Genomic DNA, 25,485 nt, shown 5'->3' with positions numbered 1-25,485 from the left:
TAAGATTTTTTGTAAATCTAAATAACAAAAAAAGCTTAAGTACATTACTTAAGCTTTTTTTCTTTTAAAGAATTTATTTTTTAGGATTCTAAAATTGCACTAATTAATTCTGTTGGTTTTTCTAGCATAGGGTAGTGGCCACAATTATCAATAAAATGTAAGTGGCTGTTATTACATTCTTCAGAAAAATGAGTTGCTTCATTTTCGTTAAAAATAATATCATTTTTACCAGAAATTATTTTAACAGGAATGTTGTTTAGTTGTAAAGTTGTGTGCCATCTATTCCATAATAACTTACTTTCTATGATAAAACTTGATAAAAAGTCAATCATTTCTCGTCCGTTATTTTGCTGAATTAACAACCATTTGGCTTCAATTTCTTCTTCAGTTATTTTGTTTTCTGCATAGAAAAAGTCCTTAATTTTCATTTTATAAAACTGAAAAGAGTTCAGCATTAATTTACTCTTTTTAGAAAAATGTTCTAACGGATGTACATTTGCATCAGATAAATTAGACTGATCAAAAGAAATTGTACTATTTAATATGATAAGTTTTTGAATATCAATTTTAACAAAATTTGTTCTTTGTCTTGTTACAAGTTCTAAAGCTATTTGAGTACTAATATTATGACTTAAAAGGGTAATGTTTTTCAGTTCTAAAATACGCCAAAGTTCTAGACAAAAATCGGCTTGTTCTTGAACGTTTATGTAATAATTGGTTGGTTTATCAGAAAAACCAAACCCAATAAAATCTTGTATAATTACTCTGTAATGTTTGCTTAACTCTGGCAAAACTTTATAAAAATCTAAAGAAGAAGTTGCATAACCATGGAAAAGCACTAATGTTTTGTCGCTAGTACCTTCGTCAATTACAAATACTTTCTTTTTTAGTACAGAAATCATATTACCCTTCTGTGCCCATTCTTTTATTGTCATTAGAATAATCTATAAAGTTTAAAAAACAGGTTTATCTTGATTTTGATAGTCAAAAACTAATTTTATCCAGCTATTTGGCGTTTCTATAATTGAATAATGTTTTACATTTTCAATCCAAACTAAGTATTTGCTTACGTCTTCTGTTGCTAAAACTATAGCAATTTCTTTTATAGCTACAGGATCTGTTTTTTCCCAGAAAATTTTTACAGGTATTTTAGCTTCTTTTAAAGCATTGGTCCATCTATGCCAATATGTGTAGCGTTCGTTTATAAAATTACTTAAAAAATGAACTTCTTTTTGCCCTTCATTAGAGTTTAATTGATTCCACATTTCATTAATATCGTAATCTTTTTCAATTTGATAATTGATATTATCTTTTTTAAATTTTCTCTTAATTTTACGATACCCATAACTTGTAAGTCTAGAAACATATCTACCTAGTTTTCTGTCTTTAAGTAGTTTGTCTATGTTTCTTAAATGTAAATGTTCTAGCCTCATGCTACTACTGCACAAATACATTTTATTAATTCTTATCGGAATTAAATTATTGTTTTTTCTAGCTAAGATTTCTTTTGCTATAGATGTACCATAATCATGTGCTAAAATAGAAACACTTTTTAAACCTAATTTGTGCCAAAGTTGCAAGGCAATATCAGCTTGATCTATTAAAGAATAGGTTAAAGAATCTGGTTTATCAGAAAAACCAAATCCTAAATGATCGTGTACAACAACTCTAAAATATTTTGTAAGTTCTGGTATTATTCTATGATAATCGTAAGAAGAGGTTGGGTAGCCATGAAGTATTACAAGAGTTCCAGGTTTATCACCTTCATCTATTACAAATACTTTTTTATTTTCTATAGTAACAAATTTACCTTTGTTTTTCCAGTTTTCAGCAGTCATGTTTATGGGGGATTAATTGCTAAATTATTTTGCATAAAGGTACTATTTTTTCTTTAATTTTGGTTTTTTTAATGTTAAAGCTTTTACAATATTTATTACATAGACGTCATATTGCCCATTCCAATTCAGAAAACTTTTACGTATTCTGTTACTGATGAAGAGTATAACTTTTTAAAGAAAGGTATGCGAGTTGCTGTTTCTTTTGGTAAAACAAAGCTTTTTACAGGTTTAGTTTTTAATATTCATCAAAAAGCACCAATATTATATGAAGCTAAAGATATTCATCAAATTTTAGATGATAAACCTTTGGTAAATGAACATCAACTAAAACACTGGCAATGGATTGCTAATTATTATATATGTGCTTTAGGCGATGTTTTTAGAGCTTCTTTACCTTCTGCTTTTTTATTAGAAAGCGAAACTATTGTTTATAAAAACGAAGCTTTTATTAATGAAAATGAGTTAGAAGATGATGAATTTTTAATTTTTGAAGCCTTACAACATCAATCTCAACTTACCATTCATCAAGTTGCAGATATTTTAGGTAAGAAAAAAGTAATGCCAATTGTAAATGAGTTGATAAAAAAATCGGCTATTTATATTCAAGAAAAAATTTACGAACAATACAAACCTAAATTGGTAAAGTATGTTCGTTTACACTCTGATTATACTTCTGATGATTCTTTAAATTCGTTACTAGAAGATTTGTCTAGAGCCAAGAAACAACGAGTTGCGGTTTTAACATTTTTTCAATTATCAACCTCTAAAAAACCGATTAAAGCTAAAGATTTAGAAACAACAGCCAATGTTTCATCAGCAGTTTTAAAATCTTTGGTTGATAAAAATATCTTCGAATTTTACGAAATACAAACAGATAGAATCAATTTTAAAGGCGATACAAATACACTTAAAACTTTAAATGAGTTTCAGGAAAAAGCCTATTCTGAAATTAAAGAAACTTTTACTAAAAAAGATGTTACGCTTTTACATGGAATTACAAGTTCTGGTAAAACTGAGATTTATACAAAATTAATTCAAGAGGTTTTAGATGATGGTAAACAAGTGCTGTTTTTATTGCCAGAAATCGCTTTAACTACTCAGATTATAACCCGTTTACAATTTTATTTTGGAGAACAAATTTCTGTTTTTCATTCTAAATACTCAATGAACGAAAGAGTAGAAGTTTGGAATAACGTTCTTGAAAATAAAACAAAAGCGCAAATTATTTTAGGAGCTCGTTCATCAATATTTCTACCTTTTTCTAACTTAGGTTTAATTGTTGTAGATGAAGAACACGAAACTTCTTACAAGCAATTTGAGCCTTCACCAAGATATAATGCTAGAGATGCAGCCATAGTTTTGTCAAAAATGCATCAAGCAAAAATATTATTGGGTTCTGCAACGCCGTCTTTAGAAAGTTACTTTAATGCACAACAAAACAAATATGGTTTTGTAGTATTAAATAGACGTTTTAATAATGTGCAATTACCAAAAATTGAATTGATAGATGTAAAAGAGAAGCATAAGAAAAAAGAAATGAAAGGTCATTTTTCTGATCGTTTGCTAAAATTGATTCAAGAAGCTTTAGATGAAAAAGAACAAGTAATTTTGTTCCAGAACAGACGTGGATATTCGCCAATTGTAGAGTGTAAAACTTGTGGAGTGGCTCCTCAATGCCCAAATTGCGATGTAAGTTTAACCTTTCATAAATTCAGACACGAATTACGTTGCCATTATTGCAGTTACCAAAGAGCAATGCCAAATTCTTGTTCTGCTTGTGGTAGCAATACTCTAGATACCAAAGGTTTTGGTACAGAGCAAATTGAATTAGAATTAAAAGAATTGTTTCCTGATTATAAAATAGGAAGAATGGATTTAGATACCACTCGTGGTAAATTTGGTTATCAAAAAATAATTGGGGCTTTCGAAGCAAGAGAAATTGATGTTTTAGTAGGTACACAAATGTTATCTAAAGGATTAGATTTTGATAATGTAACCCTTGTTGGAATTTTAAATGCAGATACTATGCTTAATTTTCCAGATTTTAGAGCACACGAAAGAGCTTATCAAATGATGGTGCAAGTTTCTGGTAGAGCAGGTAGAAACAAAAAACAAGGTAATGTTGCTATACAAACTTACAATCCTTATCATCAAATTTTGCAACAAGTTTCTACTACAAATTATACAGAAATGTATAAAGAGCAATTGCAAGAACGTTGGCAATTTAAATATCCTCCTTATTATAGGTTGATAAAAATTACCCTAAAACATAGAGATTACAATAAAGTTGATAGTGGAGTAAATTGGCTTTTTAAAGCTTTATATGCTTCTTTTGGAGAACACGTTTTAGGACCAACAGCACCTGCGGTTTCTAGAATTAGAAATCAGTATATTAAAAATATTGTGATTAAAATTCCTCCAAAACAAAGCTTAGCAAATACTAAAAATCAAGTTGCTAAAATTAAGAATACGTTCGAAGCTGTAAAAGATTTTAGACCAATCCGTTTTATTATGGATGTTGATGCGTATTAAAATAAATCAATTTTAAGAAATCTCAAAAACATTCAAAATTGAAAGTTGCTCTATTTTTTTAAATTGATGTAAATTTCAATTATAAAATTATTGCTTTACAGGTATTTTCTACTCAATCTTAATAATTGTGTTTTTACATTTTTATTTGAAAAATCAAATACTTCAATCTTTTTAGATTGATTTTCTTTGCCCCAATTATAGTAAGTGGTAATTTTAAAAGTAGTCTGTTTTTCTTGCTTATTGCCTAAATAAGTTAGGTTTACTAAGTAAAAACCTTGAGTTAATTTATCAATAAAAACTTCTTTAGAAGTATATCCCTTTTGTTTTTGATCTTTTATTAAACTTCGATTTTCTTTAAAAGAATTTTCAATTTTATAAGTCTCTAAATTAGGATTTACAAATTCTATAATAAATTCTGCTTCTGTGGTATTCCATTCAAAAACAAGTCTTACATCACTTAAAATATTCTTATTCGGATTTTCAATTTTAATTTTTTTACGACTATTACCGTTTTCGACATCTAAATTATATGCTGATATAATTTCTGATGAAATAATTTCACTTACATCATCTTCTTCTACTTTATAACCTTTATTTAAGAAGTAATAATAAGTACTCCAAAACTCATTATATTCTTTTTGTTCTAAAAAGGCATTTGCTAAATCTCTAAAAGATTGAAGGTAGTTGGGTCTTAATTTTACAATTTTTTTATAAATTTCAATCGATTTTTCATTTTCATTAATTTCTTGGTATTTATACGCAATCGCCTTTAAAACTTCAGGATTATCATTAGCTTCCTCTTTATATATTGTTAGTATTTCTGATAAAAAGGTATTATCAAATTTTTTATCTTTAAAGTATTTATGAATTCTTGAGAAATAATATTTATTGTTTTTATCTATTTTATAAGTGTTTTTAAATAATTCTAGCGCTTCTTTTTCTTTAGAAATTTTCTTGAATTTATCTAAAAAAGGATAAGTGTTTTTTAATTTCTTAATTTTTTTTGCATCATAACTATAAAAATCATCCTCAGTAAAAAAGTAATTATTAAAATCGATATTCTTTAATTCTTTGTAATTTATATTCGTACTAACTCTAATTATTGGATTATTTTTTTCAGAATTCATCACAATAATTTCTTTTACTTCGGATATCAGAATAGGAAAAGGAATATCAAACTCATAGTTATCAATCATCCAAACAGCAGAACCATTAAATTCCTTACCTTTTAAATAAAGTGTTTCTTCTCCATATTTATTAAATTTTATATAAAAAATTGGGAGCTTTTCTACAAGAGCTCTGGTTAATGAAGTAGCATATTTGTTTAATTTTTTTCCATCAATTTTAAAAATGGCAAATTCAGGAGCATTTTCTCCAATATTTACATTACCCAATTTTGGGTTGGAATTAAATTTTAATTTAGATGATTTATTTTCAACAATCATATCTATATTCAATGTTTCTGAAACATCTTCTACAATTATGTAAACTTTTAAAAAGCCAGAGTAACTATAGCTTAAGGTTTCTCCAACTTTAGCTTTAATACTATAAAACCCATTTGTATCAGAAACAGTATAACGCATTGTGTTTTCTACAAAAACGGTTGCATTAGAAACAGCTTTATCTTTATGTTTTATATAACCAGATATAGTTTTAAGATTATCATTATTATTTGTTTGTGCAAAAAAATAAAAAGGAATTAAGAGTAAGAATATAGCAAGTTTGTTTTTCATAGTTGTAAAATACTTAGGTTATAAATGTATCAAATTTTATGCCTATTTTAAATGATATCAGAATAAAATGTATTTTTTTTAATATGCAAAGCAACCTTTTTTAAAACTTAGTAGTCTCTATATTTGTAAGGCAATAAAAACTAACTGAAGAGGCTTGAAAATTATAAAATTGCATAATCAAGAAAAATCGCTAATAAAAAAGGCGATTAACAACAATAGAGAAGCGCAGCAGCAATTGTTTGAGCAGCATTCGCCTAAAATGTTGGGTGTTTGTAGGCAGTATGTAAAAGATTTACATCACGCAGAAGATTTAATGTTACAAGGCTTTTTAAAGGTTTTTACCAACTTACACAGATTTAAACACGAAGGCAGTTTTGAAGGTTGGATAAGAAGAATTATGGTAAATACTTGTATTTCTTATCTCAGAAAAAAAAATAGAATCGATTTATCTGATGAAGATTATGTTTTTAATGATGCAGCTACAGAAAGTTTAGAAAATACTTCTGTAGAAGACATTCAAAAATTGATAGATCAATTACCAGAAGGTTATAAAATGGTGTTTAATTTATTCGCCATAGAAGGTTACAAACATTCAGAAATAGCAGTGCAATTGGGCATTTCTGTAAGTACATCAAAGTCGCAGTTATTTAAAGCACGTAAATTATTGCAACAGAATTATATTAAAATGAATAAAGTAATTAATGAAGACAAATAAAATAGATAAAGACATAAAACAAAAGTTCGAAAACAGAACTTTTAAGCCATCAGCTTCTGCTTGGGAACGTTTGTCTGTACAGTTAGACGAACAACCGAAACAAAAGAAAATAGGCTGGTTTTTTTATATAGGTGCAGCAGCAAGTATTTTGTTATTGGTTACAATAGGTATTAAAATGTTTACAAATGATACAGAAGAAATTATACCTAAAGATCAAATTGTGATATCACCAATTGATACGAATTTGATTGATAAAAAAATAGAAAAATTTATTAACGAAATTCCGGTTGAAGAAGCTTTGGTAAAGCAAAAAGAGGTAGAAATCGAAAACAAAAAAAATACCGAAAAGGTTATTGTTAAGAAAGAAAAATATCGACATAAAAAAAATAATAATACTAAAAAAGAACAAACAGTTATTGCAAAAGTTGATGTTGAAAATAAGAATATAATTCCTACTGAAATAGAAAAATCACCAATAAATAAAACAGGAATCTTAGAACAAGACCCAAATAGTACAATAAAAATAAATGCAGACGATTTATTATATGCAGTTACACACAGCCCAAGAGAAGTAAAAGAATATTATGCAAAATACAATGTGAATAGAGAAGATGTACTTAAAACGATTAAAAATGAGCTCAAAAAATCGAATTTAAAAGTAAATCCGAATACTATTTTAGCAGAAGTAGAACGCACAATAGATGATGATGCTTTTCAGAATAACTTTATGAAATCATTAAAAAGAAGAGTAACAGATATTGCCTCTGCAATAGCCAGTAGAAACGATTAAAAATCTTTTATTACAAACTTAAACATTGTGTAGTAGAGAAATCTTATAAAAAACTAATTTGAGATTTCTCTCTAAAGTTAGAATTTCAGAACAAAAAACAAATAAAATCTTTAAAACCCATTAAAAATGAAAAGAATACTACTAATACTAGTGTTGTTATGTACAACAATTGCCCAATCTCAAGAAAAAACTTTCGAGAAAGAAGTAAGTAAAATATCAAAAAGAATAGAAAGAATTACCAAACAACAAAAAGATTCTTTAAAAGCAAAAGTTATCGATATTGATAAAAGATTAGAAAAAGGAGAAATTACAAATACAACTGCAGAAACGCTTAAAAAAGAAGTTGCTACTTATCATGCAAGACGAATTGAAAAATTGGTTGGTGAGCAAGAACGTTTATTACAACTTTTAGTACAAGACAAAACCAATGGTAAAATTGCTACTTCAGAAGATGTTGAAGAATCAATTACAGACGAAGACGAAGACAATATTTTTACCATTGGTAGTAAAATTTTTAGACTTAATATTTCTGAGGGCGATTTAGAAGAACGCAATAACAGAAGAAAAGAAAGATGGAAAACTAAAAACAAAAAACAAAGAACTACAACAACTCAATTTGTTTTTGCAATGGGATTAAATAATGTTTTAAATGATAATGATTTATCTTCTTTAGATAATTCTGATTATAAATTATGGCAATCTCATTTTTACGAATTAGGCTGGACCTGGAAAACTAGATTGTCTAGACAACCATCAAAATTATATTTCAAATACGGTTTCTCTTTTCTATGGAACAACTTACGTTTAAAAGATAATAAAATTCACGTTAAAAACGGAGATATCACAGAAATTGAAACTTTCAGTAACCAATTATCTGAAAGTAGATTGCGTCACGTACAAATGAATTTTCCTATGCATTTAGAATTAGATTTTTCTAAAAATCGAACTTACGATGATGGCAGAGTAAGAGATAGAACTAATAGAGGTTTACGTTTAGGTGTTGGAGGGTTTGTAGGCTTTAAGTTAGGTACAAGACAGTATTTAGAATACAGAGACGATACTAATGTAGAAGTTGAGCAATTGCAATTCGATAATTTTAACATGAATATTTTCAACTACGGATTAAGTACATATATAGGATATAGAAGTACAAGTTTTTATGTGAAATATGATTTAAATCCGTTGTTTAAAAATACCGAAACTAGAAACTTTTCTATGGGAATACGTTTAGATTTGAATTAAAAATGATAATATTCATTGCTTTTGATTACATATTTTTATTAAAAAACACATAATATTTAAAAAATATAAGTAAAATTTATCATTTTATTATTCTGATGTTAAGATTATGTCATAATCATAAAAATAACTATTTAAAACCTTTTTGTTTAAAATAAAACAAAAAGGTTTTAAATTTACATCATAATTATTTCGATAAAATTTGATGATAATAGGAATCCCTAAAGAGATTAAAAATAACGAAAGCAGAGTTGGAATGACGCCTGCAGGAGTTTTTTCGTTAACTAAAAATAACCATACTGTGTATGTACAATCTAATGCAGGTGCAGGTAGCGGTTTTTTTGATAAAGATTATGTAAGAGTTGGTGCTACAATTTTACCAACTATAGAAGATATATACAGTAAAAGTGATATGATTGTAAAGGTAAAAGAGCCTATAGCTCTAGAGTATCCTTTAATTAAAGAAAATCAGATTGTTTTTACTTATTTTCATTTTGCATCAAGTGAGCCACTTACAAAAGCTATGCTTAAAAGCAAAGCTACTTGTATTGCTTACGAAACTGTAGAAGATGAAGATGGTAGTTTGCCTTTGTTAACACCAATGTCTGAAGTAGCTGGTAGAATGTCTATACAACAAGGAGCAAAATATTTAGAAAAGCCTATTAAAGGACGTGGAATTTTACTAGGCGGTGTACCAGGTGTAAAACCAGGTAAAGTATTGGTTTTAGGAGCGGGAGTTGTTGGAGTGCAAGCAGCAAAAATGGCTGCAGGTTTAGGTGCACACGTAACTATTATGGATATTAATATGAAACGTTTACGTTATGTAAATGATGTATTACCAAACCATGTAGTTACTGCTTTTTCTAGCGAATATAGTATAAGAGAGCACATAAAAACACACGATTTAATTGTAGGAGGTGTTTTAGTAAAAGGAGGTAAAGCCCCTAAACTAATCACTAAAGATATGCTTAAAGAAATGCGTCCAGGAACTGTAATTGTAGATGTAGCTGTAGATCAAGGAGGTTGTTTCGAAACCACAAAAGCAACAACACATGAAGACCCTACATATATTATAGATGATGTAGTACATTATTGTGTTGCAAATATGCCAGGAGCTGTACCTTATACATCTACTATGGCATTAACAAACGTTACACTTACTTACATTTTAAAAATAGCAAATCTTGGTTGGGAAAAAGCTTGCGAAGCAGACAAAACCCTAGCTAAAGGATTAAATATTGTAAATGGTAAAATAGTATATAAAGAATTAGAAGGTATTTTTGATTAATTATTTTTGGTTTTTATTGTAAAAAAGAGGTTTATGTGATGTTTACCTCTTTTTTCTTTTTCCATTATTTTCTTCCCAATCTTTTCTAAGGTCTGTAGATAAAATTCCTGTTCCATCGTGTTTCCAGCCAGGAGGTTTTATTAAATACTTTAATTTATTAAATACCGTTGTTTTAGAATTATAAAAATCTTTAAACATATTTTTCCATTCTAGAAAAGCAATTTTAATAGGGTTATAAGTGTTAATGTTTGTAACTAAACCATAAATAGGTTTTTCAACTTCGGGTTCAAAAGTGCCAAAAAGTTTATCCCAAATAATAAAAATACCTGCGTGATTTCTGTCTAAATACTGCGGATTTGTAGCGTGATGAACTCTATGATGACTTGGAGTATTAAAAACGGCTTCGAACCATTTGGGCATTTTATCAATCATTTCTGTATGTATCCAATATTGATATATTAAACTGATAGACATTTGTACAATTACCATTACAGGATGAAAACCAATTAAAACTAAAGGAAACCAAAAGATGAATGTATAAAAACTACCTGTCCAAGTTTGTCTTAAAGCAGTACTTAAATTATATTTTTCTGATGAATGGTGTACTACATGACTCGCCCAAAATAATCTACTTTCATGAGCAATTCTATGATTCCAGTAATAACAAAAATCTTCTGCAAATAAAATGATTAACCAAGACCACCAAGTAAACTCTATGGTAAATAATCTATATTTATACAAAAATAAAAAGCAGGTTAAAATAATTCCTTTAGTAAATAAGCCTACAAAAACATTACCCAAACCCATTAATATAGATGTCCCAGCATCTTTAAATTCATATTCTTCGAGTTTAACCTTTACAGTTAAAATTATTTCTAAAAGCACTGTAAACGCAAAAAAAGGAATTGCGTAATGAATTAAGTCAGGTATTTGGGGTATTTCCATATGTTCTTTTTAAGTGGAATTTAAGGTTTTAAAAATAAGACTTTTAAATTGTAAAAAAGATGCTGTAAATACAAAAAAGTTAGTATATTTGCAGCCTTAAAATTAAACATTAAATTTTTAATTATGAATCATTACGAAACTGTTTTCATTTTGAATCCCGTTTTATCTGATACTCAGATAAAGGAAACAGTACAAAAGTTCGAGGACTATTTGGTTTCTAAAGGTGCCGAAATGATTTCTAAAGAAGATTGGGGCTTAAAAAAATTAGCTTATCCAATTCAAAAGAAAAAAAGTGGTTTTTATCACTTATTAGAGTACAAAGTAGCTGGAGAAGAGATTGCTGCATTTGAGTTAGAATTTAGAAGAGATGATAGCGTTATGCGTTACCTTTCTGTTAGATTAGACAAACATGCTGCAGCTTGGGCTAAAGTTAGAAGTGAAAGAGTAAAATCTTCAAAAAAATAAGAAATGGCATCAATAGAACAACAAGCAAAAGGTGGTAAATCTGCTGACGTTAGATATTTAACGCCATTAGATATAGAAACTAAAAAGGAAGCTAAATACTGTAGATTTAAGAAAAAAGGTATCAAATATATCGATTATAAAGATGCAGATTTCTTAATGTATTTAGTAAACGAACAAGGTAAAATTTTACCAAGACGTTTAACAGGAACATCATTAAAATATCAACGTAAAGTTGCGCAAGCAATTAAAAGAGCGCGTCATTTAGCGTTAATGCCTTACGTTGGTGATATGTTAAAATAATAAATACCTAGAGAAATGGAATTGATATTAAGACAAGACGTAGAAAATTTAGGATTTAAAGATGATGTTGTATCTGTTAAAAACGGTTATGGTAGAAATTTTTTAATCCCAACAGGGCAAGCTGTTTTAGCAACTTCATCTGCAAAGAAAGTTTTAGCAGAGAATTTAAAACAACGTGCTTATAAAGAAGCTAAATTAATTGAAGACGCTAACGCAATTGCTGAAACAATTAAAGGTTATGAAATTAAAATTGCATCTAAAACTGGTTCAGGAGACAAATTATTTGGTTCTGTAAACAATATAGATTTAGCTGCTGCTTTAACAAAAGCTGGTACAGAATTAGACAAGAAATTTATTAAAGTTGTTGGTGGTTCTGTAAAAAGATTAGGTAAATACGATGCTACTGTAAGATTACATAGAGCAGTAGTTGCTGATATTACTTTTGAAGTAGTTGCAGAATAGTTACAAATTTGTTAACTATTTGTTAAGAAATAAACACTTGCTTTTAAGCAGGTGTTTTTTTTATGGTTTATTTTTGTGTTGAATTCAAATAAAAATCATAAAATGAAGAAAAAATTACTTTTAATGTTGTCTTTAGTTTTATTAGTGGCTGGTTACGCAAGTGCCCAAGTTACAACCTCTAAAATTAAAGGATTAGTTACAGACAATACTGGTGAGCCTCTGCTAGGAGCAACAATATCAGTTTTACATGAGCCAACAGGAACCTTAACTGGAACTACTACACAAGATAATGGTAGATTTACTGTTATAAATTTAAGAGTAGGTGGACCTTACAAAATAACCTTTAGTTATTTGGGATTCAAACCTCAAGTTGTAGAAAATGTCTTTTTACTTTTAGGTAAAACTACTGTAATTAATGGTAAATTGGCAGAAGAAGGTGAGGCTTTAGATGAAGTTATTATATCATCATCTAAAAATAAAACTTTTAATAGTGATAGAACTGGAGCACAAACAAGTGTTTCTGCAATTCAATTAAAAATTTTACCAACTATTTCTCGATCTTCATCAGATTTTACTCGTTTAGAGCCATCTGCAAGTGGTAATTCTTTTGGTGGTAGAAACGATCAATTCAATAATTTCTCTTTAGATGGAGCCATTTTTAATAATCCATTTGGTTTAGATGCTCCAACTCCTGGAGGTCAAACTGGTTCTCAACCAATTTCTTTAGATGCTATAGATCAAATTTCGGTATCTACTGCACCTTATGATGTTACTTTATCTGGTTTTACAGGTGCTTCTGTAAATGCAGTAACTAAAAGTGGAACAAATGAATTTAAAGGAACTGTTTATGGATTTTATAGAAACGAAGATTTAACAGGTAGCAAAGTAAATGGTGATAAAATATTTGTGCCAGAATTATCGCAAAGCCAAGTAGGTTTTAGTATTGGTGGACCAATTATTAAAGATAAATTATTTTTCTTCGCAAATTTTGAGCAAGATCAACGTAAAGATTTAGGACAGAGTTGGGTAGCAAATACAGGTTCTGGAGCAATTAACGAATCTAGAGTTTTAGAACAAGATTTAATTGATGTTAGAGATGCTTTATTAGGTATTGGTTATGATCCTGGTACTTATGAAGGTTATACACACCAAACAGAATCTGTAAAAGGTATTTTTAAATTAGATTGGAATATAAATGATAACAATCGTTTGGCTTTTATTTATAATTTCTTAGATGCTTCTAAAGATAAACCTGCACACCCAACAGCAATTAATAGAAGAGGGCCAGATTTTAATACTTTACAATTCCAAAATTCGGGTTATACAATTAATAACGTTTTAAACTCTTTTCAGTTAGAATATAACTCAACAATAACAGATAATGTATCAAATAAATTACAAGTAGGGTATTCTCATTTCGAAGATTCAAGAGATCCATTTTCTGCGCCAGCACCAGTAATTAATATTTATAAAAACGGTTCTCCTTACATTATTGCAGGTCACGAACCTTTTTCTATCAACAATAAATTAGATCAAAAAGTTTTTCAATTAACCAATAATATGAATTTCTTTCAAGGAGATCATACTTATACAGTTGGTTTTTCTTTTGAAAAATTTATGTTCGAAAACTCTTTTAACTTAAAAGGTTATGGTTTCGATGTTTTTGGTAGTGTAGATATTGCAGATTTTGATGCAAATAATTATGCTGCTGCATTAGCTGCTGCCCAAACTACTTTTAATGGTAGAAATAGTCTAGAAGATGGTGTTGATGGTGGTTGGAATTTAGCTGAAATGAATTTTGGTCAGTTAGCATTTTATGTACAAGATGAATGGGAAGTGAGCAACGATTTTAAGTTGACTTATGGTATAAGATTCGATAAACCATTATATTTTAATACATCAGATTTAGCTCAAAAATTTATTGATACAGAGAATTCAGAATGGTTTGTGCCAGATATTGAATATTATAATCCAGAAGATGGGCAACCTTATGTATTTGATTCTACAGAAATGCCATCAAATCAATGGTTAATTTCGCCAAGAGTTGGTTTTAATTGGGATACTAATGGAGATGCTAGCTTACAAATTAGAGGAGGTACAGGTTTATTTACAGGTCGTTTGCCTTTTGTTTGGATAGGTAACCAAGTAAGTGGTTCTGATGTATTCTTTTATCAAGTTGTAGATCCAGATTTCAAATTCCCACAAGTTTGGAGAACTAATATTGGTGTAGATAAGCGTTTAGAAAGTGGTGTAGTTTTAACAACAGATATTTCTTATACAAAAGATATTAATGGAGTTCATGTACAAAACTGGGGATTAAAAGCGCCTACAGGTACTTTAACTGGTGTAGATAGCAGACCTGTTTATTTAGCAGAAGATCATGCAACTTCATTTTTAGGTAATGCAAATGCTTATACTTTAACGAATTCTGATAAAGGTAGAATTTGGAATGCCTCTTTTAAAGCACAAAAAACTTTTGATGATGGTTTATATACAAGTTTAGCTTATAACTATTTAAATGCTAAAGATGTTAACTCTATAGAAGCAGAAATTACTGGAGATGCATTTGCATTTAATCCTGCTTTAAATAATGTAAATGATGAGCAATTAAGTTATTCTAAATATGGAGATACACATCGTTTTATTGGTGTTGCTAGTAAAAAATGGACTTATGGTACAGATGATAAATGGGCAACTACCTTAACTGCATTTTTTGAGTACGCACAAGGTGGTCGTTTTAACTATACTTATGGTGGAGATATTAATGGTGATGGTGCTTTTGGTAACGATTTAATTTATGTACCAACAACTAGCGAAATTTCTCAAATGCAATTTTCTGCAGCAGGTCAAGGAGCAGCTTTTGATGCTTTTATTGAACAAGATGATTATTTAAGTGATAGAAGAGGTCAATATGCAGAAAGATATGGAGCTTTAGCACCTTGGAGAGGTAGATGGGATATTAAATTTTTACAAGATTTAAATATCAACGTTGGTAATGATAAAACAAATACAATTCAATTTAGTGTAGATATATTAAACTTTGGTAACTTATTAAGCTCTAAATGGGGATTAATTCAGCAACCAAATAGTGTACAACCAATAGGTGTTAGTTTTGATGCTGCTGGTGCACCAGTTTATACTTTTGATGGTACTCAAACAAGTACATTTGGATATTCATCTAATTTAGATTCACGTTGGCAAGCACAAGTTGGTTTACGTTATATTTTCTAATAGAATAAATTTTTAAGATATTTGAACCGCCCAAAATTGGGCGGTTTTTTTATAAAAATATATGAAGTACAGACAACTTACCAAAGAACAATTTGAAAGCTTACATAGCGAGTTTGCTCATTTTTTAGCAACACAAAGTATAGATGCAAAAGAATGGAATCTAATTAAAAAAGATAAACCAGAGGTTGCAGAAGAAGAAATGAATATTTTTTCTGATATTGTTTGGGATGATGTTTTAAAAAAAACAAACTATTTAGAACACTTTTCAGAAACATCAGTAAATTTATTTAAATGCGGTGAAGAAGAAATTCAAAGAATAGCAATTAAGGTAAATTGGGATATTAATTTATTAAAACAAGAAGGTTTTGAGTGGTTAATGAAAAATCCGTTAGACAATTCTGTAGATATTTTTAAAGGCTCTAAACCTTATAATAACAAACGAAATAAAGAAGTTTTTGACTTAATTGAAAAAGGAAGTTCAATTTCTAAAGGAGAAATTTTTGAATATTTTAATCAACTTATTAATTAATTGTTAATTTTATAAAAAACAGCTTATCGACACTTTTTTGTATTTTAACCAAGGTTTTTAACCTTTAAACACGCTTACTAACAAAAAATAGAAACTTTAAACGTATTTTGTATGTTTATAAATCCTTATAACCTTTAACCATAAATGGAGAATATATTAAAAGTCTTATTGGTCGAAGACAATTTAATTGAAATAATGAAAATGAAAAGAACCATTTCATTATTAAAATTAAAACATACAATTCACGAAGCAAAAAATGGTGAAGAAGCATTACAATTTTTAGAAGATAAATCTAATATTCCAGATATTATTTTGTTAGATTTAAATATGCCTAAAATAAACGGAATCGAGTTTTTAAAAATTATCAAGGCTAATGATGATTTAAAACATATTCCTACCATAATTTTAACAACATCTAGTAATCAGAAAGATTTGTTAGAATGTTACAGAACTGGTATGTCTGGTTACGTTTTAAAACCTTTAAAATACGAAGATTATGTTAAAAAAATTGAAACAGTTTTAGCTTATTGGAGTGTAAATGAACTAAGAAAGCTATAAGCTTTTCCTTTCTCTTTTTACTTTTTACAATTATTTGATTTAGAAATACAAAGGTTATAAGAATTTCTAAAGTTTTTGATGATTTAATAGTGTAATGATTAGTAATTTTTACGCATTTTATATATCAATTATTAAAAAGTTTGTAAATTTATAGTTACCAGAAATATTTTCTTTTTAAGCAAATTTTGCATAAAATTTATTTCAACCTTCAAAAAATATAGAAATGAAAATTGTTCAATTAAAAAAGAGTAAGAATGATGAAATAACTTATTTATCAGAAAAACTCATTTTAATAGAACCTTTGGTATTTGTATTTGGTAATAGGTTTATGTTGCAAGACAAGAATATCTACAACGAAATAAGAGAAATTTTTAAAGATGGACATATTGTTTTTGGATCTACAGCCGGAGACATTACTTCAGAATCTGTAGAAGATGAAACTATTGCTATTACAGCCATAGAATTCGAGAAAAGTACTTTTGCAATAAAAACAACCAATGTTTTAAATTCTGATATTAAAATTGATAGTTTTAGAACAGGTAGAGAGTTAATAAGACAATTACCTAAAGAAAATTTAAAATATGTTTTTGTACTTTCTGATGGTAGTTTTATAAACGGAAGCCAGTTAACTAAAGGAATGAATGCAGCTACACAAAACAACTTGCTAATTACTGGTGCATTGTGTGGTGATGGTCCAAGATTTGAAACTACTTTAACCTCTTACAATGAATCACCAAAAGAAGGTAAAATTGTTGCCATTGGTTTATATGGAGATTCTTTAGAAGTTTCTTTTGCAACAAAAGGAGGTTGGACACCTTTTGGACCCGAAAGAATTGTTACAAAATCTGATGGTAATATTTTATTCGAATTAGATGGGCAACCTGCATTAGATTTATACAAAACCTATTTAGGAGAAAAAAGTAAAGAATTGCCAGGTGCAGCTTTATTGTATCCATTAAAGGTAAAATCTTCAGACGAAACTAAATCTATTGTAAGAACTATTCTTAATATTAATGAAGAAAATAATTCAGTAATTTTAGCCGGTGATATAAAAGAAGGTTCTCAAGTGCAGTTGATGATGACGAATGTAGATAGTATTGTAAATGCAGCAGAAATAGGAGCCCAAAAAGCTTTAAATTATAGAAAAACTAAGCCAGAATTAGCAATTTTAATCAGCTGTATTGGTAGAAAATTAGTTTTAGATCAAAGAATAGAAGAAGAAGTAGAAGAAGTAATTGAAGTTTTGGGTAAAGATGCTACTGTATGTGGCTTGTATTCATATGGCGAAATTGCCCCTTTTAATGACGAAATAAGTTGTCAATTACATAACCAAACTATGGCTATTACTTTAATTAGTGAATAATGAACTCCCTTTTAAAAAGACAAATAAGAAAATATTTACCCAAAGAACTTCAATCTAGCAAAGATTTAGAAGCTTTTTTAGATGCCGTAAATAGATCTTATATTACTTCAGAAGATCAGTTTGTAATGCTACAAAGAGCAGCTTCTATAAGTTCTGAAGAACTTTTTCAATCGAATCAAAAATTAAAAAAAGAGTCATTAGCACAAAGAGAAATTATTTCTAAATTAAATAATGTTATTAATAATTTAAAGTTTTATGAATTAGATGATGTAAAAAATCATGATGCTTTAGATTCATTAAAATTAGTAGACTTTATCGATAATCAAACTAAAGAAATTATCGAAATTAATAAACAAAAAGATAAATTAGTAGCAAGTTTAGAACAGCAAAATCAAGAATTGAATGATTATGCTCATATGGTTTCTCATGATTTAAAATCTCCATTACAAAGTATAGATGCTTTAACAAGTTGGATTAAAGAAGACTATTACGAAAACTTAGGGGAAGGAGGTAGAGAAATAGTAAATTTAATTAAAGAAAATGTAGAAAAAATGGATACTTTAATTAAAGGTATTTTGGAGTATTCTACCATTGGTAACTTAGAAAAGAAACGTTATAAGGTAGATTTAAATTCTTTAATAGATGATTTAATTCTAACACTAGACAATCCTAACGATATTGAGATTTATATTCCAGTAGATTTGCCGTCAATTTATGGAGATCAACATCGATTAGAACTTTTGTTTTATCATTTAATAAGCAATGCTGTTAATTTTAATGATAAAGGAGAATATGGTGTAGTAGAAATTCTTTTTTCTGATGAAGGTAATTATTGGAAATTTAAGGTAAGAGATAATGGTAAAGGAATAGAAAAACATTATTTCGAAACTATATTTATTGCGTTTCAAAAACTCGAAAATGATTATAAATCTACGGGTATAGGATTATCTATTGTAAAAAAGATTGTAGAAGCTTATAATGGAAAAATATCTTTAGAATCTATTGCTGGTAAAGGAACAACCTTTATTTTTACATTAAAAAAATAACTATGGAAATACCAAATTTAGAATACATCGAAAAACTAGCTAGAGGCAACGAATCTATAAGAAATACTTTGATTGAAGTTATTAAAACAGAGTTTCCAGAAGAGAAAAAAAAGTATCAAAATAGTATCGAGAAAAAAGATTTTAAAGAAATTGAAGATAATGTTCATCGCATTAAACATAAATTTAGTATTTTAGGACTTGAAACTAGTTACGAGAAGGCGAATGAGTTTGAAAAAAATCTTCGAGAACACAATTTAGATCCAATGCAGAAAGCACATTTTGACCAGACATTATTAGATATATCTTTATTTTTGAAAACAATTTAGACGCTTCCCCCCATGGATTGTATTGTTATTGATGATGAAAAAATGGCAAGAGTCATTATAAGAACTCTTTGCAATGAAGTAGAAATATTAAATCTCGTTGAAGAATTTTCAGGTGCAATAGATGCTATGAAATATTTAAACGAAAATAGCGTAGATTTAATTTTCTTAGATATACATATGCCAAATTTTAGTGGTTTAGATTTTATTAAAACACTAAAAGACCCACCAAAAATTATCTTCACAACATCAGACCCTAAATTTGCTATAGAAGCCTTTGAATATGATTTTATTGCAGATTACCTTTTAAAACCAATTGAGTTACCAAGGTTCGAAAAAGCAATTAAAAAGGCAGAAAAACTACAATTATCAGATGCTAAAATAGAAGCTAAAAAAGAGTTAGCAATAAAGAATGATTTCTATGTTAATATTGATCGTAGATTAATTAAAATTGATTTATCTAGTATTTATTTAATAAAGGCAAAAGGAGATTATATCGATATTAAAACTGATAACAAAGATTATACTGTACATTCAACTTTAAAAAAGATTGAAGAAAAACTGCCAGATTCTATGTTTTTAAAAGTACACCGTTCTTACATAATAAATGTAAAAAAGATTATAGATATAGAAGATAATAGCGTTTTAATTAAAAAAGATGTTATACCAGTAAGCAGATCTAACAGACCTGAGCTAATGAAACGTTTAGATTTATTATAATTAATTTATCGCAGTTTAATTTCCTTTCATCGAACATATTTTGATGTAAAACGAGTAATTAAATTTAAAGTTTAATTAATAATTACTTTTATGATATAAATATATATTATGAAAAATATATTAATTATTGTAGTTTTATTGTCACAAACAGTTTTAAACATTAATTGTTATGGTAAATTAAGTGATAAACAATTAGAAGAAATTACATCTGATATTAATAAAGATATGGTAACTACTAAAACCACTAGTTTTCCAATTTCAAATTTATTTTTAAATATAAAATTTTAATATTAATAAATGCAGTAGAAAAGTTAAAAATTAACCCTAAAATTTTACCCTATGTACTTAAAAATCTCTAAAAAGAAGAATGTTTATCATCTAATAGGTAATGTAAACACGTTAAATGTCCCTAAGTTTTTGAATTACTTTACAACTAAAATTGATAAGAAAAACAAAATTACTTTAAACATTGAACAAGCTATTGAAATTGATAGAAATGGATTAAATGCAATTCAAGAATTAATGACGCTAGCAACTTCTAAAGACAAAAACTTTTCTATAGTGGGTGGTGGTTGTAAAGAAATTTACGATCATTTTAATGAAGCTAGTTAAAAGTTTTAGCTTTTAATAAATTAATTAATTCATCTGTACCAGAACTAGCTAAGTTTTTAATAATTTTAAGATTATTAAAATTATTTTCAGAAACTGAAGGTTTTGGATCAATAAAATAAATAGGAATATTTTGCTGCGCGTAATTTATTAAACTCGCAGCAGGGTATACTTGCATAGAGGTTCCTATAATTACTAAAATATCTGCTTTTTGAGTTATTTCTATAGCTTTATCAAGCATTGGCACCATTTCTCCAAACCAAACAATATGAGGTCTTAATTGGCTATTGTGTATGCATAAATCGCCAAGAAGTAAATCTTTTTGCCAATCTAAAACAAAAGTTTCATCAACAGTACTTCTTACTTTTAAAAGTTCGCCATATAAATGAGTAACCTTTGTACTGCCTGCTTTTTCGTGTAAATTATCTACATTTTGTGTAATTATTTCAACATCAAAAAGATTTTCTAATTCCGCTAAATTTAAATGTGCTTTATTAGGCTTAACCGTTAATAGCTGCTTTCTACGTTTATTATAAAAATCTAGGACTAATTCAGGATTATCAGCAAAACCTTTTGGTGATGCAACTTCCATAACATCATGACCTTCCCATAAACCATCTGCATCTCTAAAGGTTTGTATACCGCTTTCTGCAGATATACCTGCACCTGTTAAAACAACAATTTTTTTCATTCACTATATTTTAAAAAAAAAGACTAAGTGTATAAAAATAAGAATAAAATCATAATTTTGTATTTATGATTGATAAAAAACTATTAGCATATTTTGAGAGCTTTTTAACGGATAAAAGAAAAAATACTTTTAAAACAGTTTTAGAAAATAGGACTCGTCATTTTACTGTAGTTTTAGAAGATATTTATCAAGCTCATAATGCTAGTGCTGTTGTAAGAACTTGCGATATTTTCGGAATTCAAGATTTACAGGTTATCGAAAATAGATATATCAATCGAGTTTCTAGATATGTTGCCAAAGGTTCACAAAAATGGATTACTTCTCATCGTTATAAAACGGATGGAAATAATACCAAAAATTGTTTAGATGATTTAAAGAAAAAAGGATATCAAATTATTGCTACAACACCTCATAGTGATTCTAGTTTATTGCATAATTTTGATATTAATCAAAAATCTGCATTTGTTTTAGGAGCAGAAGCAGAAGGAGTTTCTGATTATGTAAAAGATAATGCAGACGGATTTTTAAAAATACCAATGGTTGGTTTTACAGAAAGTTTAAATATTTCTGTGGCAGCTGCAATTATTTTACAAGATGTTACTACAAAACTTAGAAATTCTGAATTAGATTGGCAATTATCCGAAGAAGAAAAAGAAATTTTATATTTTGATTGGGTTAAGAAAACAATTAAAAATGTTGATAAAATTGAAACACATTATTTAGAAAATTTAAAGGATAAATGATGAATAAAATTGAAGAATATATTGCTAAAAAAGATAACTGGAAACAAGAATTAGAATTATTAAGAGCAATAATAACCAGTTTACCTTTAGAAGAAACTATAAAATGGGGAGCGCCTACTTATGTTTATAAAGGTAAAAATATTGTGGGTTTAGCAGCTTTTAAAAACTATTGTGGTTTGTGGTTTTTTCAGGGTGCTTTATTAAAAGATGAACAAAAAGTATTTATTAATGCACAAGAAGGAAAAACAAAAGCAATGTTGCAATGGCGGTTTTATTCTATAGAAGATATAAATGCTGAATTTATTAAGACTTACGTTTTAGAAGCTATCGAAAATGTAAAATTAGGCAAAGAAATTAAAGCAGATAGATTTAAAAAAGAGGTAACAATTCCTGATGAATTAGCCGAAAAATTATCAGAAAATGAAGAATTAAATTCAAAATTTGAAACTTTTACAAACAGTAAACAGAGAGAATTTTGTGAATATATTTCATCAGCAAAAAGAGCAAGTACAAAACAAACTAGATTAGAAAAAATTATTCCAATGATTTTAAATGGTTTAGGTTTGTATGATAAGTATAAGAATTGTTAAACCTAGATTTTATCAGAAAAATAAAATTTAATCTAGAATTATCTTTTCTATAGTTGCAGTAGAATCGCATCTAGAAACGTATAAGCTTACATTTTCTAATTCTCTTTTACCTGTAATATAATATTCTGCACAAGGTTTTTGTCTAGGTTTGCTATTGCCAAAATCAACATCGCCATTATATAAAATAGTAGCAATTTTAAGTGTATCAATATCAGAATTTAGCATTACTTTTTTAGCATCTTCAGAATAAAAACGTTTTTTTATTCTAATTGTCTTTAGTGTTCTTGCATCCATTCCGTAATCGAAAGTTGCATTTTTCTTTTGCCAAAAAAAGTATACCCCAATTGAACTGATAGAAACGCCCACTAAAAAATACCCTATTCTTTTAAGTAACATTGTAAAATTTTGAACTGCAAATGTACTTTTTTACAATTAAAAAAGAGCTTATAAAATTAATAAATTAATATCTCTGTAAGGTATATCGAACCAATCTGCAACAGTTTTATTTGTTAAAATTCCGTGATAAAAATACATTCCGTTTCTTAAACTTTTATCAAAACGTGCAGCATTTTCAAAACCACCTTCATCAGCAATATTTAATAGATAAGGTGTAAAAATGTTACTGATTGAAACAGAAGCTGTTCTTGCATATCTAGAAGGAATGTTTGGTACACAATAATGTATAATGCCGTGTTTTACAAAAGTAGGATTGTTGTGAGATGTTACACTAGAAGTTTCAAAACACCCACCTCTGTCTATACTAACATCTACAATAATAGCGCCTTCTTTCATAGTCTCTATCATAGTTTCAGTTGCACAAATAGGCGATCTATTTTTACCTCTAATAGCACCAATAGCAACATCGCAGCGCATTAAAGCTTTTGCAACAGATTTTGGCTGAATTGTAGATGTATAAATAGGTGCATTTAAACAATGTTGTAATTTTCTTAATTTAGAAATTGAATTATCGAAAACTTTTACTCGAGCACCTAAACCTAATGCAGTTTTTGCAGCAAATTCTCCTACAGTTCCAGCACCAAAAATAACAACGCTAGATGGTGGTACACCACCAATATTTCCTAAAAGTAAACCATTACCTTTATTAGCTCCACTCATTAATTCACCCGCAATTAATATAGAAGCAATTCCTGCAATTTCACTTAAAGATTTTACAACAGGATATGTGTCATGATCATCTTTAATATAATCGAAAGCAACAGCAGTAATTCTTTTTTTCTCTAAAAGTTCAAAATATTTTTTAGACTGTGTTTTTAATTGAAGTGAAGAAATTAAAATAGTCTGTGGATTAATATAATCTATTTCTTTTTCAGTAGGAGGAGCAACTTTTAAAACAATACTACATTTAAAAGCTTCTTCTACATTATAAGAAATTTTTGCTCCAGCTTCAGAATATTCTTTGTCTGTGTAATTTGCGCCATCTCCAGCACCAGTTTCAACTACAATTCGATGTCCGTGAGCAGTTAATGCAGTAACAGCATCTGGAGTTAAACAAACACGTTTTTCACCTGTATAAGATTCTTTAGGCAAGCCTATAAATAATTCCCCTTTTTTCTTTTTAACCTCTAACATTTCTGTTTGTGGTATTAATTCTTCTTTGCTAAAAGGAGAAAATGAACTCATAGTTTGGTTATTTTAGTTGAATATTACGTTGGTTATCCTCTAATAAATTAAGATGAATTTCAACAGCATCTAAAGGTAATAAATTTTTGATATTTTCTGCCCATTCAATTAAACACCAAGCATTATTATCAAAATATTCTTCAATGCCCATATCTAAAGCTTCTTCTTCGTCATTTATTCTATAAAAATCAAAATGATATACTTTTTCATTTTTTTCTGATCGATATTCATTAACCAAAGAAAAGGTAGGAGAAGAAATAGTATCTAAAACTTCCAATTGCTTACAAATTTCTTTAATTAAAGTGGTTTTACCCACACCCATTTCTCCATAAAACAGTAAAATTTTATTTTCTGCTGATGCAATAACTTCAGCAGCAATTTGGGATAAATTATGTAAAGAATAGTTTTTGTTCATATTGTACAAAAATAGTGAAGTTATTTAATAATTACAGATTTTATGAATATCTTAATTTATAGTGTATAAATATTGATTTATAGAAAATCTTTAAAAAAAAGAGGAGCATTTAAGTTCCTCTTTTTTTATAATTTATGGTTTTTAGAAAACTAATTCAAATACCGATAATGACCAATAATCTTAAAACTAAACAAACAATCTTCTAAAACTTGCCCAGAACCAATATTATGGACAATTAAAAAGCGTTTATTATCGGCAGATTTTTTATTAACAACAATTCCTGTGTGTGTAATTGCACCACCTAAATTCCAGCAAATTATATCTCCAGGTTTGTAATCATTTGGGTTTTTAGTAATTGGCTTCACAGTACCTTTTCTAGAAAAGAATGTCATTAAATTGGGCACTCGTCTATGGTCTATATTTTTATCAGTTCTTTTTAATCCCCAAATTTTAGGATAGAGATTAAAGTTATTTTTCATATCTAAATGAACTTCTTTTTGTAAATCAATACCCAATTTTCTATGCGCTCTAATAATTACATCTGTACAAACACCTTTATCACTAGGAACATCTCCATTAGGATAATCTATAGAAAAATAACTTGGGTCATAAACCACTTTATCTTTTGTCAATTCTAAAGCAGCTGCAGACAGTTTATCTTCTTGTGCAAAAGAAAATTGAAATAAACATATCAATAAAATTAAAAATAACTTTTTCAT

The 25,485-nt window shown here is 28.1% G+C and carries 28 protein-coding genes; 19 read left to right on the top strand and 9 right to left on the bottom strand.

The window, feature by feature from the left end:
* Window positions 1–80: 80 nt before the first annotated feature.
* A complete protein-coding gene (locus tag BW723_RS15440; protein WP_068358080.1) occupies window positions 81–935 on the bottom strand; it encodes an alpha/beta fold hydrolase in 855 nt (284 codons plus the stop codon).
* An 18-nt stretch (window positions 936–953) separates the two neighbouring features.
* Window positions 954–1,838 carry an alpha/beta hydrolase gene (locus tag BW723_RS15435; protein ID WP_068358083.1) on the bottom strand — a complete coding sequence of 295 codons (885 nt, stop codon included), beginning with the start codon at window positions 1,836–1,838 and terminating at the stop codon, window positions 954–956.
* Between the two features lie 111 nt (window positions 1,839–1,949).
* On the opposite strand from BW723_RS15435, the gene priA reads away from it, so the two are divergent.
* Window positions 1,950–4,370, top strand: a complete 2,421-nt coding sequence (gene priA / locus BW723_RS15430; protein ID WP_068358086.1) for a replication restart helicase PriA — start codon at window positions 1,950–1,952, stop codon at window positions 4,368–4,370.
* Between the two features lie 95 nt (window positions 4,371–4,465).
* On the opposite strand, the gene BW723_RS15425 is transcribed toward priA, so the two are convergent.
* Window positions 4,466–6,103: a carboxypeptidase-like regulatory domain-containing protein gene (locus tag BW723_RS15425; protein WP_076686417.1), complete on the bottom strand. Its 1,638-nt coding sequence runs from the start codon at window positions 6,101–6,103 to the stop codon at window positions 4,466–4,468.
* A 154-nt stretch (window positions 6,104–6,257) separates the two neighbouring features.
* Here BW723_RS15425 and BW723_RS15420 point away from each other — a divergent pair, with 154 nt between their 5' ends.
* The 4 genes from BW723_RS15420 (at window position 6,258) to ald (ending at window position 10,135) form a co-directional block, all read left to right on the top strand.
* Window positions 6,258–6,818 (top strand): RNA polymerase sigma factor, encoded by a 561-nt coding sequence (locus tag BW723_RS15420; RefSeq protein WP_068358089.1) that lies wholly within the window; start codon window positions 6,258–6,260, stop codon window positions 6,816–6,818.
* Window positions 6,805–7,608 (top strand): hypothetical protein, encoded by an 804-nt coding sequence (locus BW723_RS15415; RefSeq protein ID WP_068358091.1) that lies wholly within the window; start codon window positions 6,805–6,807, stop codon window positions 7,606–7,608. Before BW723_RS15420 ends, BW723_RS15415 begins: the two co-directional genes overlap by 14 nt.
* A 126-nt stretch (window positions 7,609–7,734) precedes the next feature.
* On the top strand, window positions 7,735–8,850 hold the full coding sequence (locus BW723_RS15410; protein WP_068358093.1) for a hypothetical protein: 1,116 nt from the start codon (window positions 7,735–7,737) through the stop codon (window positions 8,848–8,850).
* 202 nt (window positions 8,851–9,052) lie between these two features.
* On the top strand, window positions 9,053–10,135 hold the full coding sequence (gene ald, locus BW723_RS15405; RefSeq protein WP_068358095.1) for an alanine dehydrogenase: 1,083 nt from the start codon (window positions 9,053–9,055) through the stop codon (window positions 10,133–10,135).
* 42 nt (window positions 10,136–10,177) lie between these two features.
* Here the strand turns inward: ald and BW723_RS15400 are convergent, their stop codons facing one another.
* Window positions 10,178–11,080 (bottom strand): sterol desaturase family protein, encoded by a 903-nt coding sequence (locus tag BW723_RS15400; protein ID WP_068358098.1) that lies wholly within the window; start codon window positions 11,078–11,080, stop codon window positions 10,178–10,180.
* Between the two features lie 123 nt (window positions 11,081–11,203).
* Here BW723_RS15400 and rpsF point away from each other — a divergent pair, with 123 nt between their 5' ends.
* The 12 genes from rpsF (at window position 11,204) to BW723_RS15340 (ending at window position 20,689) form a co-directional block, all read left to right on the top strand.
* Window positions 11,204–11,545 carry a 30S ribosomal protein S6 gene (gene rpsF / locus BW723_RS15395; protein ID WP_068358101.1) on the top strand — a complete coding sequence of 114 codons (342 nt, stop codon included), beginning with the start codon at window positions 11,204–11,206 and terminating at the stop codon, window positions 11,543–11,545.
* Window positions 11,546–11,548: 3 nt separating this feature from the next.
* Window positions 11,549–11,845 (top strand): 30S ribosomal protein S18, encoded by a 297-nt coding sequence (gene rpsR / locus BW723_RS15390; RefSeq protein WP_015480245.1) that lies wholly within the window; start codon window positions 11,549–11,551, stop codon window positions 11,843–11,845.
* 15 nt (window positions 11,846–11,860) lie between these two features.
* Entirely contained in the window at window positions 11,861–12,307 is a 447-nt protein-coding gene (gene rplI, locus BW723_RS15385) for a 50S ribosomal protein L9 (RefSeq protein ID WP_068358104.1), read from the top strand.
* A gap of 102 nt (window positions 12,308–12,409) precedes the next feature.
* A complete protein-coding gene (locus BW723_RS15380) occupies window positions 12,410–15,538 on the top strand; it encodes a TonB-dependent receptor (protein WP_068358109.1) in 3,129 nt (1,042 codons plus the stop codon).
* Window positions 15,539–15,599: 61 nt separating this feature from the next.
* Window positions 15,600–16,067, top strand: coding sequence for a DUF6495 family protein (locus BW723_RS15375; RefSeq protein ID WP_068358112.1), 468 nt, complete (start codon window positions 15,600–15,602; stop codon window positions 16,065–16,067).
* Between the two features lie 144 nt (window positions 16,068–16,211).
* Entirely contained in the window at window positions 16,212–16,625 is a 414-nt protein-coding gene (locus tag BW723_RS15370; RefSeq protein ID WP_068358114.1) for a response regulator, read from the top strand.
* A 223-nt stretch (window positions 16,626–16,848) separates the two neighbouring features.
* Window positions 16,849–17,988 carry an FIST signal transduction protein gene (locus BW723_RS15365; RefSeq protein WP_068358117.1) on the top strand — a complete coding sequence of 380 codons (1,140 nt, stop codon included), beginning with the start codon at window positions 16,849–16,851 and terminating at the stop codon, window positions 17,986–17,988.
* Entirely contained in the window at window positions 17,988–19,034 is a 1,047-nt protein-coding gene (locus BW723_RS15360) for a sensor histidine kinase (RefSeq protein WP_068358120.1), read from the top strand. Before BW723_RS15365 ends, BW723_RS15360 begins: the two co-directional genes overlap by 1 nt.
* A gap of 2 nt (window positions 19,035–19,036) precedes the next feature.
* Window positions 19,037–19,360 carry an Hpt domain-containing protein gene (locus tag BW723_RS15355; protein ID WP_068358123.1) on the top strand — a complete coding sequence of 108 codons (324 nt, stop codon included), beginning with the start codon at window positions 19,037–19,039 and terminating at the stop codon, window positions 19,358–19,360.
* Between the two features lie 12 nt (window positions 19,361–19,372).
* A complete protein-coding gene (locus tag BW723_RS15350) occupies window positions 19,373–20,077 on the top strand; it encodes a LytR/AlgR family response regulator transcription factor (RefSeq protein ID WP_068358127.1) in 705 nt (234 codons plus the stop codon).
* 108 nt (window positions 20,078–20,185) lie between these two features.
* Window positions 20,186–20,365: a hypothetical protein gene (locus BW723_RS15345; protein ID WP_068358131.1), complete on the top strand. Its 180-nt coding sequence runs from the start codon at window positions 20,186–20,188 to the stop codon at window positions 20,363–20,365.
* A 51-nt stretch (window positions 20,366–20,416) separates the two neighbouring features.
* Complete coding sequence (locus BW723_RS15340; protein ID WP_068358133.1) at window positions 20,417–20,689, top strand: STAS domain-containing protein; 273 nt, start codon at window positions 20,417–20,419, stop codon at window positions 20,687–20,689.
* Here the strand turns inward: BW723_RS15340 and BW723_RS15335 are convergent.
* Window positions 20,682–21,377: an SIR2 family NAD-dependent protein deacylase gene (locus tag BW723_RS15335; protein ID WP_068358137.1), complete on the bottom strand. Its 696-nt coding sequence runs from the start codon at window positions 21,375–21,377 to the stop codon at window positions 20,682–20,684. The genes BW723_RS15340 and BW723_RS15335 overlap by 8 nt on opposite strands.
* A 65-nt stretch (window positions 21,378–21,442) precedes the next feature.
* Between BW723_RS15335 and BW723_RS15330 the strand changes: the two genes are divergently transcribed.
* Complete coding sequence (locus BW723_RS15330; protein ID WP_068358140.1) at window positions 21,443–22,120, top strand: TrmH family RNA methyltransferase; 678 nt, start codon at window positions 21,443–21,445, stop codon at window positions 22,118–22,120.
* Window positions 22,117–22,710 carry a YdeI/OmpD-associated family protein gene (locus BW723_RS15325; RefSeq protein ID WP_317197690.1) on the top strand — a complete coding sequence of 198 codons (594 nt, stop codon included), beginning with the start codon at window positions 22,117–22,119 and terminating at the stop codon, window positions 22,708–22,710. The genes BW723_RS15330 and BW723_RS15325 overlap by 4 nt, the downstream gene beginning before the upstream one ends.
* Window positions 22,711–22,737: 27 nt before the next feature.
* Here the strand turns inward: BW723_RS15325 and BW723_RS15320 are convergent, their stop codons facing one another.
* The 4 genes from BW723_RS15320 to BW723_RS15305 form a co-directional block, all read right to left on the bottom strand.
* The gene (locus BW723_RS15320) at window positions 22,738–23,106 is read right to left on the bottom strand and encodes a DUF4258 domain-containing protein (RefSeq protein ID WP_068358147.1); all 369 of its coding nucleotides are present in this window, start codon (window positions 23,104–23,106) and stop codon (window positions 22,738–22,740) included.
* Between the two features lie 48 nt (window positions 23,107–23,154).
* Window positions 23,155–24,351: an alanine dehydrogenase gene (locus tag BW723_RS15315; RefSeq protein ID WP_068358151.1), complete on the bottom strand. Its 1,197-nt coding sequence runs from the start codon at window positions 24,349–24,351 to the stop codon at window positions 23,155–23,157.
* A 7-nt stretch (window positions 24,352–24,358) separates the two neighbouring features.
* Window positions 24,359–24,766, bottom strand: coding sequence for a tRNA (adenosine(37)-N6)-threonylcarbamoyltransferase complex ATPase subunit type 1 TsaE (tsaE, locus tag BW723_RS15310; protein ID WP_068358156.1), 408 nt, complete (start codon window positions 24,764–24,766; stop codon window positions 24,359–24,361).
* A gap of 149 nt (window positions 24,767–24,915) precedes the next feature.
* Window positions 24,916–25,485, bottom strand: a complete 570-nt coding sequence (locus tag BW723_RS15305; protein WP_083139603.1) for a DUF1287 domain-containing protein — start codon at window positions 25,483–25,485, stop codon at window positions 24,916–24,918.

The organism is Polaribacter reichenbachii (genome assembly GCF_001975665.1).
Lineage (GTDB): Bacteria > Bacteroidota > Bacteroidia > Flavobacteriales > Flavobacteriaceae > Polaribacter > Polaribacter reichenbachii.
Note: the sequence above shows the minus strand (reverse complement) of the source record. Positions and strands in the feature narration are given on the sequence as shown.

What these genes read in the sequence shown, in the direction of transcription:
- rpsF (WP_068358101.1), top strand. Translation starts at nt 11,204, where the DNA reads ATGAATCATTACGAAACTGTTTTCATTTTGAATCCCGTTTTATCTGAT.
- BW723_RS15375 (WP_068358112.1), top strand. Translation starts at nt 15,600, where the DNA reads ATGAAGTACAGACAACTTACCAAAGAACAATTTGAAAGCTTACATAGC.
- BW723_RS15370 (WP_068358114.1), top strand. Translation starts at nt 16,212, where the DNA reads ATGGAGAATATATTAAAAGTCTTATTGGTCGAAGACAATTTAATTGAA.
- BW723_RS15435 (WP_068358083.1), bottom strand. Translation starts at nt 1,838, where the DNA reads ATGACTGCTGAAAACTGGAAAAACAAAGGTAAATTTGTTACTATAGAA.
- BW723_RS15345 (WP_068358131.1), top strand. Translation starts at nt 20,186, where the DNA reads ATGAAAAATATATTAATTATTGTAGTTTTATTGTCACAAACAGTTTTA.
- BW723_RS15315 (WP_068358151.1), bottom strand. Translation starts at nt 24,351, where the DNA reads ATGAGTTCATTTTCTCCTTTTAGCAAAGAAGAATTAATACCACAAACA.
- BW723_RS15340 (WP_068358133.1), top strand. Translation starts at nt 20,417, where the DNA reads ATGTACTTAAAAATCTCTAAAAAGAAGAATGTTTATCATCTAATAGGT.
- BW723_RS15320 (WP_068358147.1), bottom strand. Translation starts at nt 23,106, where the DNA reads ATGTTACTTAAAAGAATAGGGTATTTTTTAGTGGGCGTTTCTATCAGT.
- BW723_RS15415 (WP_068358091.1), top strand. Translation starts at nt 6,805, where the DNA reads ATGAAGACAAATAAAATAGATAAAGACATAAAACAAAAGTTCGAAAAC.
- BW723_RS15325 (WP_317197690.1), top strand. Translation starts at nt 22,117, where the DNA reads ATGATGAATAAAATTGAAGAATATATTGCTAAAAAAGATAACTGGAAA.
- BW723_RS15355 (WP_068358123.1), top strand. Translation starts at nt 19,037, where the DNA reads ATGGAAATACCAAATTTAGAATACATCGAAAAACTAGCTAGAGGCAAC.
- BW723_RS15410 (WP_068358093.1), top strand. Translation starts at nt 7,735, where the DNA reads ATGAAAAGAATACTACTAATACTAGTGTTGTTATGTACAACAATTGCC.
- BW723_RS15425 (WP_076686417.1), bottom strand. Translation starts at nt 6,103, where the DNA reads ATGAAAAACAAACTTGCTATATTCTTACTCTTAATTCCTTTTTATTTT.
- rplI (WP_068358104.1), top strand. Translation starts at nt 11,861, where the DNA reads ATGGAATTGATATTAAGACAAGACGTAGAAAATTTAGGATTTAAAGAT.
- BW723_RS15330 (WP_068358140.1), top strand. Translation starts at nt 21,443, where the DNA reads ATGATTGATAAAAAACTATTAGCATATTTTGAGAGCTTTTTAACGGAT.
- BW723_RS15305 (WP_083139603.1), bottom strand. Translation starts at nt 25,485, where the DNA reads ATGAAAAAGTTATTTTTAATTTTATTGATATGTTTATTTCAATTTTCT.
- BW723_RS15440 (WP_068358080.1), bottom strand. Translation starts at nt 935, where the DNA reads ATGACAATAAAAGAATGGGCACAGAAGGGTAATATGATTTCTGTACTA.
- ald (WP_068358095.1), top strand. Translation starts at nt 9,053, where the DNA reads ATGATAATAGGAATCCCTAAAGAGATTAAAAATAACGAAAGCAGAGTT.
- BW723_RS15335 (WP_068358137.1), bottom strand. Translation starts at nt 21,377, where the DNA reads ATGAAAAAAATTGTTGTTTTAACAGGTGCAGGTATATCTGCAGAAAGC.
- BW723_RS15365 (WP_068358117.1), top strand. Translation starts at nt 16,849, where the DNA reads ATGAAAATTGTTCAATTAAAAAAGAGTAAGAATGATGAAATAACTTAT.
- rpsR (WP_015480245.1), top strand. Translation starts at nt 11,549, where the DNA reads ATGGCATCAATAGAACAACAAGCAAAAGGTGGTAAATCTGCTGACGTT.
- BW723_RS15400 (WP_068358098.1), bottom strand. Translation starts at nt 11,080, where the DNA reads ATGGAAATACCCCAAATACCTGACTTAATTCATTACGCAATTCCTTTT.
- tsaE (WP_068358156.1), bottom strand. Translation starts at nt 24,766, where the DNA reads ATGAACAAAAACTATTCTTTACATAATTTATCCCAAATTGCTGCTGAA.
- BW723_RS15380 (WP_068358109.1), top strand. Translation starts at nt 12,410, where the DNA reads ATGAAGAAAAAATTACTTTTAATGTTGTCTTTAGTTTTATTAGTGGCT.
- BW723_RS15360 (WP_068358120.1), top strand. Translation starts at nt 17,988, where the DNA reads ATGAACTCCCTTTTAAAAAGACAAATAAGAAAATATTTACCCAAAGAA.
- BW723_RS15350 (WP_068358127.1), top strand. Translation starts at nt 19,373, where the DNA reads ATGGATTGTATTGTTATTGATGATGAAAAAATGGCAAGAGTCATTATA.